At 44.0% G+C, this 13,212-nt stretch carries 8 protein-coding genes; 1 reads left to right on the plus strand and 7 read right to left on the minus strand.

Translation table 11 applies throughout. The features are described from left to right. Window positions 1-21: 21 nt before the first annotated feature. The 5 genes from BMW86_RS28605 to BMW86_RS28625 all read right to left on the minus strand — a co-directional run bounded on the left by BMW86_RS28605 (window position 22) and on the right by BMW86_RS28625 (window position 5,910). Window positions 22-1,428: a sigma-54-dependent transcriptional regulator gene (locus BMW86_RS28605; protein ID WP_089786723.1), complete on the minus strand. Its 1,407-nt coding sequence runs from the start codon at window positions 1,426-1,428 to the stop codon at window positions 22-24. Window positions 1,429-1,479: 51 nt separating this feature from the next. Then, window positions 1,480-1,752 carry an RNA recognition motif domain-containing protein gene (locus tag BMW86_RS28610; protein ID WP_089786725.1) on the minus strand — a complete coding sequence of 91 codons (273 nt, stop codon included), beginning with the start codon at window positions 1,750-1,752 and terminating at the stop codon, window positions 1,480-1,482. Window positions 1,753-2,082: 330 nt separating this feature from the next. Further along, window positions 2,083-2,583: a DUF192 domain-containing protein gene (locus BMW86_RS28615; RefSeq protein ID WP_089786727.1), complete on the minus strand. Its 501-nt coding sequence runs from the start codon at window positions 2,581-2,583 to the stop codon at window positions 2,083-2,085. Window positions 2,584-2,599: 16 nt separating this feature from the next. Further along, window positions 2,600-3,778, minus strand: a complete 1,179-nt coding sequence (gene mqnE, locus BMW86_RS28620; protein WP_089786729.1) for an aminofutalosine synthase MqnE — start codon at window positions 3,776-3,778, stop codon at window positions 2,600-2,602. Continuing rightward, window positions 3,775-5,910, minus strand: coding sequence for a M43 family zinc metalloprotease (locus BMW86_RS28625; protein ID WP_089786731.1), 2,136 nt, complete (start codon window positions 5,908-5,910; stop codon window positions 3,775-3,777). Before BMW86_RS28625 ends, mqnE begins: the two co-directional genes overlap by 4 nt. Before the next feature lie 256 nt (window positions 5,911-6,166). On the opposite strand from BMW86_RS28625, the gene BMW86_RS28630 reads away from it, so the two are divergent. After that, complete coding sequence (locus tag BMW86_RS28630; protein ID WP_089786733.1) at window positions 6,167-8,812, plus strand: T9SS type B sorting domain-containing protein; 2,646 nt, start codon at window positions 6,167-6,169, stop codon at window positions 8,810-8,812. A gap of 255 nt (window positions 8,813-9,067) precedes the next feature. Here BMW86_RS28630 and trxA read toward each other — a convergent pair whose 3' ends face one another. Beyond that, window positions 9,068-9,385 carry a thioredoxin gene (gene trxA / locus BMW86_RS28635; RefSeq protein WP_089786735.1) on the minus strand — a complete coding sequence of 106 codons (318 nt, stop codon included), beginning with the start codon at window positions 9,383-9,385 and terminating at the stop codon, window positions 9,068-9,070. A 138-nt stretch (window positions 9,386-9,523) separates the two neighbouring features. Next, window positions 9,524-13,159, minus strand: a complete 3,636-nt coding sequence (dnaE, locus tag BMW86_RS28640; RefSeq protein ID WP_089786737.1) for a DNA polymerase III subunit alpha — start codon at window positions 13,157-13,159, stop codon at window positions 9,524-9,526. Window positions 13,160-13,212 lie beyond the last annotated feature (53 nt).

Consider the following 13,212-nt stretch of genomic DNA (forward strand, 5'->3'; position numbering starts at 1 on the left):
GGGCGAAGCCCTGCGAAACTGTTATACTTTTATCTCCAGTAACTGTAACTTATTGTACAGGGTTTTACGATCAATATTCATCAGCCTCGCTGCTTTTGTTTTATTGAATTTTACCTCGCGCAATACCTTCATGATTTTTTCATGTTCGGCCTGTTGAGCGATAGATTTTAAATCGTTATCAGCCTGTTTTAAAACGATCACTTTCTTATGCACAGGTTTGTGGGCATCTGTCATATCCTGCGGTAATATCTGTAAGTCGATTGTACTATCGGCAGGTGTTAACAGACATGCTCTCCGGATCAGGTTCTTCAATTCACGGATATTACCCGGCCAGCTGTAAGTATTAAAGTACTCCAGTAATTCCGGAGATAAAGGACCTGATTTGCGTTGTAAATCGTTCTCTGTTTCTTTTACAAAGGTTTCAATGAACAAGGGTAAATCTTCCAGTCGTTTACGCAAAGGCGGAACGGTGAGTGTGAACTCATTTAATCTGTAGAATAAGTCTTCCCGGAATTTACCCTGGATAATAGCGTGAGACAGATTTTCGTTGGATGCAACGATAAGCCTGATATCTACCGGTGTTTCTATATTACTACCAACCGGTCTTACCATTCTTTCCTGCAACACACGTAATAATGCTACCTGAATAGAGTAGGAGAGATTCGCTACTTCATCTAAGAATAAAGTACCCCCGTTTGCTTCCTGGAAGGCACCAATTTTAGTATTGATAGCTCCTGTAAAAGAACCTTTCTCATGACCGAACAATTCACTGGCGGCCAGTTCATTGCTAAGACTACCACAATCCAGTGCTACAAAAGGCTTATCACTGCGTTTACTGCGGCTATGTATCAAACGTGCAACGGATTCTTTACCGGTGCCTGTTTCTCCGCAGATGATGACGCTGTAATTAGTAGGAGCGATGAGTGATATCTGCTGGTTCAGTTCTTTGGATGCGCTGCTGATACCATATACATGTCCGGTTTCACTGAGTTTTCCCTGTGCGTTTACACTGGTGACTGATGGTGCTGAATACGGAGTTGTATCATTGCCATGCACATTTGCTATGTATAAGAATGCCTTATTTGCCAGCAGTATTACCTGCTCTGCATGTAAAGGTTTAGTCACATAATCATATGCACCATTTTTGATAAACTGGATAGCGATGCGTACATCGGGGTAGCCAGTCATAATGATGATGGCTGTCTGTGGACTTAACAGATGTATTTCGTGAGAAAGTGTAGCGCCATCTTTCTCTTTGTCTTTAAGACGGTAATCACAAAAGACAACCTGATAGTGTTTCTCTTTGACCATTTTGAGAGCAGTACTTCCAGACATGGTAATATCTACATCAAAGCCTTCTTTCATCAGGATCTTACGCAGCAATGTACATGTGTGGATCTCATCGTCTATTATAAGGATGCTTCTCATAGATTCAAGTTGTTTGGGAAAAATTATCAGGATGTCTTTTATGTATTCATATCAGTAACTTCTACCGGATGGAAAAGACCTGTCAACACGTTCTTTTGCAACAGCCACGGAGATATTTCTACCACCCACATTTGTTCCATCCAGCTCTTTTATTGCTTTAGTACCATCTTCGTCCTGCATTTCAATAAAACCAAACCCGCGGGATACACCAGTGAATTTGTCGCCGATAATCTTGCAGGAAGTCACAGCTCCATACACGGAAAACACTTTCTTTAATTCTTCCTCATTGATTTGAGACATGAGGTTTGAAACATAAATAGTCATGATATTTATTTTAAGTGAGAAGATTAACTATACAAACACATATCCGGAAAGCACGAAGCCTTTTTAAAACCGTAATACATAACAAAGAAAATTTGCTCTCGTCAGGAGGTGATCAGAAGAGATAAAAATGAGCAAATTCAAAAATAAAGCTGCAAGAAGAGGATAACGCGACTAAAAGCAGTGTTGCAAGAGAACTTAGTATTTCTATAACAGGGTAAAGGTATTGAAAATAACGCTAGATAAATCAAAACGGAAATAAAAGCATAAAACAGGGGACGGATTGTTATAAATGCAGAAAGCTCCTGTAAGGAGCTTTCTACATTTATAGTATTATTTTTTCTCCTGATAAGCAATTTTATCGCCATAAGAGATATGGTACTTATCAAAGAATCCTGCATTCACTTCCAGCACATACTGTGCTTTCTTAAATGATGGCAAACTTTCTTCAGAGAGAGGCGTAGTATACTTCTGCACAGATACGATTTCTTTATGATCATCGATATATATGATGTCCAGAGAAATGTAGGTATTCTTCATCCAGAAAGACTGCTCTGTTGCTGTGGCAAAAATAAAGAGCATGCCCTGTTCATCTGTCATTGATTTTCTGTCCATCAACCCCTGGGCTCTTTCCTGGTTGTTGGTCGCCAGCTCTATATCAATTTTCCTCAGCGTATCATTATTTACTTTGCTGAGAAAATATAATTCTCCTTCTTTGGTAAACTGAGGGCCATTATCAGTAACAACATTGGTTGATACTGTATGGTTGTTATGACATCCTGCAATATAAAGACATAACCCTATGTTAAATAACCATTTAGAAGATAGAAGCATAATATATTAGTTATAATCAGCTGGCCAGTTCTTCCGCAGTAAATTCTACTTCAGTATAATCTTTGATTTCGTTATAAACTGTATCTCTTTCTACCGGTCTTCTGCCTGCCTGCCTGATTAACATCGCTAACTGGGCAGTGTTCATAGACGGTGTTTGTTCTTCAGATCCGGCCATGGAGTAAATCTTGGTGGTATCGTCGATGGTACCATCCAGGTCATTTACACCAAAGGATAATGTGAGTTGTGCCGTATTTCTTCCCAGCATAGGCCAGTAGGCTTTCAGGTGAGGGAAGTTATCCATATACAGTCTTGCAACTGCATATAATTTAAGATCTTCTATGATAGAGGATTCCGGTACATGAGACATTTCATTGTCTTTGTTACGGAACTTCAGTGGTATAAAGGTGTTGAAACCATGTGTTTCATCCTGCAGGGAGCGAAGACGTTCCATATGGTCTACACGGTGCCAGTAGTTCTCTACGTGACCATATAACATAGTGGCATTGGTATGCATACCCAGTTTATGAGCTGCTTTGTGAATTGCCAGCCATCCTTCCGCATCTACCTTATCGTGGGAGATCTGTACACGTACATCAGGGTGGAAGATTTCAGCACCGCCGCCCGGCATTGACTGTAAACCCGCCTCGTGCAGCTTGCGCATACCTTCATCTACGGTCAGTTTTGCCTTGCGGAACATATAGTCCAGTTCTACGGCCGTGAACCCTTTCAGGTGCAGGTCCGGACGATGATCTCTTATTTTGCTTAACAGTTCGCAGAAGAAGTCGAGGTTCATTTTAGGATGTACCCCACCTACGATATGTACTTCTGTAACTGGCTGACCATCATACTTTTTCACGATATCCATCATCTCATCGATGCTCAGTTCCCAACCTTCTTCACGGTTCTTATAAAGACGTGAGTATGAGCAGAATTTGCAGGTGAATACGCAAACGTTGGTCGGTTCAATATGGAAATTACGATTGAAATAGGTCTTGTCGCCATGCATGCGCACACGCACCAGGTTAGCCAGGGCACCCAGGAAGCCGAGTTCCCCCTTTTCGAATAACAACAATCCCTCTTCAGGTGTTAATCTTTCTGATGATAATACTTTCTCACCGATGATTTTCAATCCTTTATCCAGTCTGGTATCCTGCAGGAGTATGTCTACAGCAGGAAAGTCGTTTCTAGTCGTCATTGCACTTTTGTTATTTTAATAGTCTTAACCGAGTTCCTGTAGATTAGTTTCACAAAATAAATACCATTTGGTTCATTTACCAAATCAAAGATGAAACGGTTACTGCTATTGATACTGGCGGCTGGTTGTTTGGCAACCTGCTGCCCTAAAGTGTTATATAACGCTATATACTGAAGGTTTGCCGGTGGTTCCAGGAAGGTAATAAACACCTGGTTGGACGTTGGATTTGGCCCAACGGTGTATCCTTTTTCCTTCAGGTAAGGCTGGGTAGCTTTGGTTATCAGGTTGATATTATCCAGGTAGATATTGTTTTCTGCGTTGCTAACGTTGCGGAATACTACTCGGAACTCACCTTTTTTGATGATAGGCGTGAGGTTCACGGAGTCTCTGCGCCATTCGGCAGCCGTAGGAACGTATTCTGTGGTAACAGCCTGTTTATGCGTCAGGAAATCCGGGCCCCCTTTCACGTAAAGGCTGTCGAAAGTAATGCCGCAGTCGGAAGTGGTGAGCACTATCAGGCTGTCCCAGAGGGCGTTCGTACTGGTAGCGCCGGAATAGGAAGCCGAAGCCACATCGAAGAACAGGAATACAGAATCGTAACCGGAAGGGTTCATGAGGGGCGAGAACAGGTCGTCTACCGCACCATTTGTATCATAAGCCAGGTTATGCATCACTATTGATTTGCTGCCGGATTTAGCGGCATCAGTAGTCACTTCCCAGGTATAGAGGCCATCGTAATTCTTTATTTCCCAGGCTGTTGGCGGGAAGGTACTGCCTTCAAAACCTTCCGTGAGCGGGAAAGTACCGTCTGCATAGTATTGGAACGCAACGGAAGCAGTATCGTTGGTAACATCGTCATCTGTCACGCCATTAGGCTGAGAGGTATAAACTTTCAGTATATGTGCGCCTTCTCCCGGAGCGGTGTCCGGTAAGTACAGTGTATCTGTTTTAAGGGCGGTCAGGCTGCCTGTCCAGCTGAAGGCATGCGTATCACCATTGTCTATCTGATAGGTGATAGTAACAGCAGTGAGTTTAGTGAGGCCCATGTTTTTCAGCACGATATACGGTGTGATACTGTTCTCGCAGATCTGTGCTGAAGGAGAGAGGATGTTTAACACCCGGGCATCGTTAGCGAGCAGGTTAACCGGCTGACAACCATCTGATGTAAGCAGGCTGGCATGGTCTGCATCCAGGGACACGCGCATTCTGTCTACCTGTTCAGAGGTGAACAGCAGCATACAGGCATCATCTGAATAGTCCATGTAATTATTGAACATGATACCGGGAGAATCCACGGAACACTGGTCTTTTTTAGGGAATACAGGGCAGCCGTAGGTATTGGTACCCTGTAAAGGGGTATCATCGATACCATCATCTGCTGCACAGGCAGATTCATCACCCCAGGTATGACGCAGGGTAAAGTAGTGGCCTATTTCATGTACAGCTGTGCGGCCTTTATTATAAGGGGAAGTTGCGGTACCGGTACTGCCAAAGGCAACATAATCTACAGCCACCCCTTCCTGGTTGGCAGGATATAAGCCGGGGAAGGTAGCCACACCAAGGTAGTCGCCGGAAAGGTCACATACCCATATATTCAGGTAACGGGTATTATCCCATATATCAGCGCCTCCGGTGGATGCAAATTTTACAGCCTGAGCTGCATTATCTATCGAAAAGGAATTTTTGGTAGTGGTGACCCTGTCTATACCATCGGTAGGATTGCCATCGGGTGTGCGTTGTGCCAGGCAAAACTGCAGAGAGGAATTACCTACCAGTGGTTGCCATGCTGCGGGCAGCTGGGACATATCTGCGTTACCAGCGATATAGTCTTCGTTGAGTGTAGCTATCTGGGAAAGTACCTGCGCATCCGTTACATTGGCCGGGTTCTTCAACACGATATGTACTACTACGGGAATGGTAACGGTACTGTAAGACGTTTTTGCGAGGGCCTTCATCTGCTTCATCCGCAGTGTGGCTTCTCTGAGGCTGGCTTCTTTAGCCTGTCTTACCTGCAGCAGGGCCGGGTTGGCCTGAATTTGTTGCAGGATAGATGTTTCCGTACCACAATTACGTTGGGCAATAGCGGGTAATACATAGAAAATAGTCAGGATAAAAAGGGTAAAATTGCGCAATGTTAAAGTTTGTAAGTCAAAAATTCTCAGCTTGCTCAAATGATTTCCGGGGAAAGTTACAATCTCTTTGCCAGATCCCCTATAGAGAATCTACGAAAAGGAGTATTCCGGCAGTCAATTGATATTAAAACAAATTGAACTACAAGATTAAACGCAAATTGTATGATTTTCTTATTATAGGAGGAGTATTAATATTGCACTATTTTTGAAGAGCGGACACAATATCTAACAGATCCTGCCAGTACTCCCTTATATCATGAATAGATTCTTACTGTGCATTTTTATATACCCCACTGTTTTTATTGCTAAATCGTATGCCCAGGCCAGTTTCACGGCTCCTGATACGATATGTGTAAATAGCCCTGTCACGATACAGAATACTTCAGTAGGTGCATCTACGTATTTCTGGAATTTCTGCTCAGGAGGTTTATATGGAACACCGGATTTAACAAACCTTGGTAATGTAGGCAATGCGCAGAATCTCTCTACTTTCATGGTTACGGCAAAAGATGGGAATAACTACTATGGTTTTATTACCAACAATGGAACTGCGTCCTTACTACGACTGGATTTTGGTACTAACTTACTCAATACGCCTACCGTAACCAACATGGGTAGTTTCGGCGGAACGATACCAATTAATACTGAAGGTTTACAGGTAGTAAAGGATGTGGACGGATGGCATGTGATTATAGTGGGAGGTGCCACTGTGGCTGCTGCTGCCATTATGAAACTGGATTTTGGGGCATCTCTTTCCAATAACAGCCCGGTAGCTACCAACTGGGGGAATATAGGCGGATTGAATTACCCGGTAGATCTTTATCTTTTTCAGGATGGGGGTAACTGGTATGGACTCACAGTCAATTTTTATAATAATACAGTTACCCGTTTTGCATTTGGCCCTAATTTCCGGAATCCACCGGTGGGTACAAACCTGGGTGGAGTAGGAGGGGTGAATATGCCAACCGGTATTTCTGCCATACAGGAAAATGGGAAATGGTATGTTTTTGTGGCGAATGAAGTAGACAATTCAGTATCCAGGCTTGATTTTGGTAACTCACTCACGAATACGCCTACAGGTGTAAAACTGACAAATCCTGCACTGAGTGGCCCAAGAGATTTGTGTGTTATACATGATTGCGGAGGCATCTTTGCACTGGTGGTGAATAACTTTTCCAATGAGCTGGTAAGGCTTGATTTTAATTCGGATATTACCAGTAATCCAACAGCCGTTTCATTGGGCAATGGAGGCAATCTGAGTTTCCCGCATTCCATTTCCACCATCTTCAGGGAAGGAAATAACCTGTATGCTTTTATTACCAATATCAACAATAATACGATTACCCGGCTGGTATTCAAGAGCTGCACCAGTTCCAGTATTGGCTCTTCTACACAGGCGGTGGTGCCCGCTGTTTCATATAATACGGCAGGTATTTATACAGTGAATCTGCTAACGAATGAATCCTTACCCAATCAAACTACTTATTGTAAGAACATTGTTGTGATGCCTGTCCTGGCGGTTGACCTGGGGAATGATAAAGAGATTTGCGGAGGTACAACTTTAATGCTGGACGCAGGTTCTCCGGGTAACAGGTACCTGTGGAATACAGGCGCTACCACACAAACGATTTCGGTGACAACATCCGGTACTTACAGTGTCACTGTCACTAATGGCGGTTGTTCAGCAACTGATATGATTAAAGTAACTGTTTCTGCTCCTATGAGCCTGAACACACCTGTGGTCACAAATGCTGATTGCGGCATTCTTTATGGAAAGATAGAAGTGCATCCAACAGGTGGTACGCGGCCTTATACTTATTACGTAAATGGAACAAACAGAAACAGTGATTCTGTTTATAGTCAGCTTACACCAGGGAATTATACAGTGAGAGTAGTGGATGCAAAAGGTTGCGAAGTATCGATGCCACTGACTATTACCGGGAAGGATATTATGGGGGCAACAGGTAACGGTATTTCACCTACCTGTTACGGTGTGACTGATGGTACTATTACTATCCAGGTGCAGAGTGGTGCCCCGCCTTTTGAATATGCGATTGCAGGACAGGCATATCAGTCCGGTGCTTCGTTTACAGGCCTTGGTAGCGGGACGTATAAAGTGTATGCCCGCAATGCTGTTTGTATAGATAGTGTGGAGGTAACATTGACTGCGCCGGCAGTACTTATAGCTAATGTAACCACAGATGATGAGACTTGTGAAAGAGGGAATGGAAAGGCCACTGTTAATGTAACAGGCGGCACTATTCCTTACAATATTTATTGGGATAATGTACTGCAAAATACTAATGTAGTAACAGGATTATCGAAAGGTAATTATACATTGTCTGTAACAGATGTCAATAGTTGTAATACCGGTTCAACTATTGATATCAATAATATCAATCCTCCTCCTGTTCATATTACCAATCATGATACAACAGTTAATATAGGAGATATTGTGGCGTTACATGCTGTGAATGCGGTAGATTACCAATGGACCCCTGCGGAAGGATTAAGCTGTACGGATTGTCCTTCTCCTTTTGCTCAGCCCTTAACACCTACTACTTATATTGTGCAGACAGTCACCGGGTTAAATTGTGTACCTGCGGATACGGTCACTATCAACCTTACTTATAATCGTTCTTTATATGCTCCCAATGCCTTTTCTCCGAATGGAGATGGAGTGAATGATGTATTCCGTGTAAAGGGGAAAGGAGTGGCTTATTATAGTATGACGATCTATAACCGCTGGGGAGGGTTCGTTTACCAAACCAGTGATATGAACAAGGGTTGGGATGGGGTGTTGCAGGAAGTAGGAGGATATGTGTATGTAATAGAGTATGCCTTTTATGGCAAGGAATCTACCAGGCTGAAGCAAAAAGGAACGGTAGCCCTGGTAAGATAAAACTCAGTTAGATTACATCATCTTCGCGTCAGATGTTATTGCTCATAAATACACCTTATCTGACGTGAATATTAGGTGAAGTTAAATTGAAAAATAAATTCTGAACCCATATTCCAAAGCTAAATCAGAGAACTAAACAGTCAGATCCAGTGTATTTATGAGCAATAACATCTGGTAATCTAGCATCAAACCCTGGTAAGATAAAAAAAGCGCCCCGGTTATCCGGGGCGCTTTCATATATAATTATATGATTTATTACAGATTAGACTGTATTTTCTTTTCGAGTACAGATCTTGGTACTGCACCAACCTGTTTGTCAACCACCTGACCACCTTTAATGAAAAGGATAGCCGGAATGCTGGTGATGCCATAGTTGATAGACAGCTGAGGATTCTGGTCCACATTTACTTTACCAACGTTTATCTGACCTGCGTAATCTTTAGACAGTTCTTCGATAACCGGACCGATAGCGCGACAAGGACCACACCATTCTGCCCAGAAATCGATCACGCTCAATTTATCTGAGCTTAACACTTCCGTCTGGAAGTTCGAATCTGTGAATTCTAATGCCATGATATTTTAATTTATGATTGTTGTTATTCAATTTGTAATTACTATACTTCAAGAATTAAACCGAATCCATTCTACTGCTCTTTTGACATGCTGGTTTCGAATCAAATACATGCTGCAAGGTAAAGCTTTTTTGATCCCCTACTTATTGATTGTCTCTATATAAATATCGATATCCCGCTGTTGGGTCAGATAGTGTGCCAGCTCATCATTCATCTCTATATGTTTGTTGAATGTGTGCAGTTTCACGGCCATATCCTTGTCCCTGTCTATCAGTTGCAGGTACAATTCACTGGCACCGGGATATTTGGCGATATTGTCTACAATAAAATCAACGAATTCGCGGGTAATAAACTTAGGCATTGTCACTAAACCTACCTTCTTGGTATGCGTTTTCTTTACTTCCTGTAATAACTGGATCCCGTTTACTTTGAATTCATACTCGGCATCATTGAAACGTTTTGCCTTAAATCCACCATTTACGAACAGGCAAAGTCCTGTTTTCAGGTAGGGTGCAAAGCGGATAAAGTCCTCACTCCAAAGGGCAAATTCGAACTTGCCGGAGTAATCCTCTATCGTCATAATGCCAAATTGGCGGTTGTTTCTGGAGATCCTTTCCTGGGCACCGGTAACGTATACCGCCAGGCGGAAATTCCTTTCCCTGCCTGCACGGGCATTGCCCGGAGTGGCCAGATCGGCCTGGTATTCTACCAGGTCCTGTACGGTGTTCATGTTATAGAAACGGCTCTCAAAGCGGTAATCATCCAATGGATGGCCGGAAATGTAGATACCGGTTACTTCTCTTTCATTATTCAGTTTCAGGATCAAAGGCCATGGATCGCAAGGTGGGATCTTTGGTGGCTCTACGTCCGGTAAATCATCAGCACCAAACAGGCTACCAACAGAATTGGAGCCGGCAGCCACCTGGTTCCCGAATTTCACGATCTTGTCCAGGCCGGTGCTGGTATCATTCTCCGGTTTGAAAAAGTACTGTGCACGGTGCAGGGCAGGGAAGCAGTCGAAAGCGCCGGACATGGCCAGGGCTTCCAGTGATTTCTTGTTCACTGCACGCTGGTTCACACGTTTGATCATCTCAAAGATGTTCTGGTAGTTACCGTTTTTGCGTTCTTCCAGGATGTTTTCCACGGCAGCTTCACCCACACCTTTCAAACCTGCCAGTCCGAAACGGATCTGACCCTGTTTGTTCACGGCAAACCCTTTGAAGGACTCGTTCACATCCGGTGGTAATACGTCTATGCCCATTCTCTTCGCTTCTTCCATGAAGAAGGTGATCTTTTCAATGTTGCTGGCACAGTTCAGAACTGCCGCCATATATTCAGCAGGGTAGTGTGCTTTGAGGTAGCCGGTCTGGTAGGCCACAAAGGCATAACAGGTGGAGTGGGATTTGTTGAAGGCATAGGATGCGAACGCTTCCCAGTCGGTCCATATCTTATCACAGATCTTCAGGTCATGCCCGTTAGCGGCACATCCTTCCATGAACTGTTTCTTCATTTTATCCATCACGGCCTTCTGCTTCTTACCCATCGCCTTACGGAGAACGTCGGCGTCTCCTTTGGAGAAGTTGGCCAGTTTCTGGCTCAGCAGCATCAGCTGTTCCTGGTATACGGTGATCCCGTAGGTATCGTTAAGGTATTCTTCCAGTTCCGGCAGGTCGTATGCGGTTTCTTCCAACCCGAGTTTACGCTTGATAAACAGGGGGATGTACTCTATAGGACCCGGACGGTACAGGGCGTTCATGGCGATTAAGTCATCGAACCTGTCGGGTTTCAGTTCACGCAGGTATTTCTGCATTCCCGGAGACTCAAACTGGAACGTGGCGTTGGTTTCACCTTTCTGATAGAGTTCGTATGTTTTGACGTCGTCCAGCGGGATATCATCAATGGAGATCTCTATCCCATGGTTCATTTTGATGAGTTCAAGGGCGCCTTTGATAATGGTGAGGGTCTTCAGACCCAGGAAGTCCATTTTGATAACGCCGGCGCTCTCGATGATACTACCTTCAAACTGTGTCACCAGCAGATCGGAGTCTTTGGCGGTAGACACGGGGATAAGGTCGTAGAGGTCCTGCGGAGCGATGATGATACCCGCTGCGTGGATACCCGTGTTACGCACAGAGCCTTCCAGTACGCAGGCTTCCCGTAATACTTCCCCCTGCAGGTCATCTCCTTTGATCAGTTCCCGCAGTTTACGCACGTTTTCCATGTCTTCCGGTCCCAGACCTTCTTTCTCCACCAGGCTTTTATCCCCTTCCATCGGAGCGTTGAAGAGACGGGCCAGCTGGATACCCGGTTTATCCGGAACCATCTTAGCCAGTATATTGGATTCTATCAAAGGAAGGTCCATTACACGCGCCACGTCTTTGATACTCATTTTGGCAGCCATGGTACCATAGGTAATGATCTGTGCTACCTGGTTTTTACCATATTTCTGTACAACGTAGTCAATTACTTTCTGGCGGCCTTCATCATCGAAGTCCGTATCGATATCCGGCATGCTTTTACGTTCCGGGTTCAGGAAACGCTCAAACAGCAGGTTATATTTAATAGGATCTATATTGGTGATACCGATGCAGTATGCCACGGCAGAACCTGCCGCAGATCCACGGCCAGGGCCTATGAATACGCCGAGGTCGCGCCCGGCTTTGATAAAGTCGGATACGATGAGGAAGTAACCCGCAAATCCCATCTTTTCAATAACGTCCAGTTCAAAGTTGATCCTTTCTTCTACTTCGGCAGTCATTTCACTATAGCGCAGACGGGCGCCTTCCATGGTGAGGTGACGCAGGTACTGGTCCTGTGTAAAGAATCCCGCAGGAATAGGGAAGTTGGGCAGCAGAATATCTCTTTTTAAATCGAGTAATTCTACTTTATCAACTATCTCATTGGTATTATCAATAGCCTGTGGCAGATCACTGAAAAGAGCGGTCATCTCTTCAGTTGTCTTGAAATAGAACTGATCGTTATAGAAAGCGAAACGTTTGTTTTTAACGGATACATCATCATCAGAGAAATCCTTCATACTCGGTGTACTCTTTTTCTCACCGGTATTGATACAAAGCAGGATATCGTGTGCGTTGGCATCAGCCTGATCAACATAGTGGGAGTCGTTGGAAGCTATGATCTTCACATTGTGTTTGTGAGCGAATTTCACCAGTGACTCATTCACTTTGATCTGTTCCGGAATACCATGGCGTTGCAGTTCCACATAATAATCTTCTCCGAAGATATCCAGCCACCATTTGAATTCATCCTCACCGGCTTCTTCTCCTTTTTTAAGGATAGTACGGGGTACGGAAGCACCTAAACAGCAGGTGGTCGCTATCAGTCCTTTATGATATTCTACGATCAGCTTTTTATCTATACGGGGATATTTACCGTACAGGCCTTCCATGTATCCCAGGGAGCATAATTTGATGAGGTTACGGTAACCTTCATCGTTTTTTGCCAGGAGTACCTGGTGATTACGGATATCTTTTTCTTCACGGGTGAAGGCACGTTTAAAGCGATCTTCCACCACATAAAATTCGCAGCCTACAATAGGCTTTACTTTCAGGCGTTTATCCTTTGGATCTTCCGGATTCAGTTTATTGTTATACGCCTCTGCCACAAACTGGAATACACCAAACATATTCCCGTGATCTGTGATAGCAAGGGCCGGCTGATTGCTGGACATCGCTTTCTTGTACAGGGATTTAATGTCTGCCGCACCATCCAGCAGGGAGTATTGAGTATGAACGTGTAAGTGAGAGAAAACCATCCTGCAAAAGTCCGATACTTAGAGCAGAATAAAAATTGACAGAATGTAAAATT

Origin of the sequence: Chitinophaga sp. YR573 (assembly GCF_900110995.1) — a bacterium.
Classification (GTDB): Bacteria; Bacteroidota; Bacteroidia; order Chitinophagales; family Chitinophagaceae; genus Chitinophaga.

Coding starts and splice junctions, on each gene's coding strand:
- BMW86_RS28605 (WP_089786723.1), bottom strand. CDS start 1,428: ATGAGAAGCATCCTTATAATAGACGATGAGATCCACACATGTACATTG.
- BMW86_RS28610 (WP_089786725.1), bottom strand. CDS start 1,752: ATGACTATTTATGTTTCAAACCTCATGTCTCAAATCAATGAGGAAGAA.
- BMW86_RS28615 (WP_089786727.1), bottom strand. CDS start 2,583: ATGCTTCTATCTTCTAAATGGTTATTTAACATAGGGTTATGTCTTTAT.
- mqnE (WP_089786729.1), bottom strand. CDS start 3,778: ATGACGACTAGAAACGACTTTCCTGCTGTAGACATACTCCTGCAGGAT.
- BMW86_RS28630 (WP_089786733.1), top strand. CDS start 6,167: ATGAATAGATTCTTACTGTGCATTTTTATATACCCCACTGTTTTTATT.
- trxA (WP_089786735.1), bottom strand. CDS start 9,385: ATGGCATTAGAATTCACAGATTCGAACTTCCAGACGGAAGTGTTAAGC.
- dnaE (WP_089786737.1), bottom strand. CDS start 13,159: ATGGTTTTCTCTCACTTACACGTTCATACTCAATACTCCCTGCTGGAT.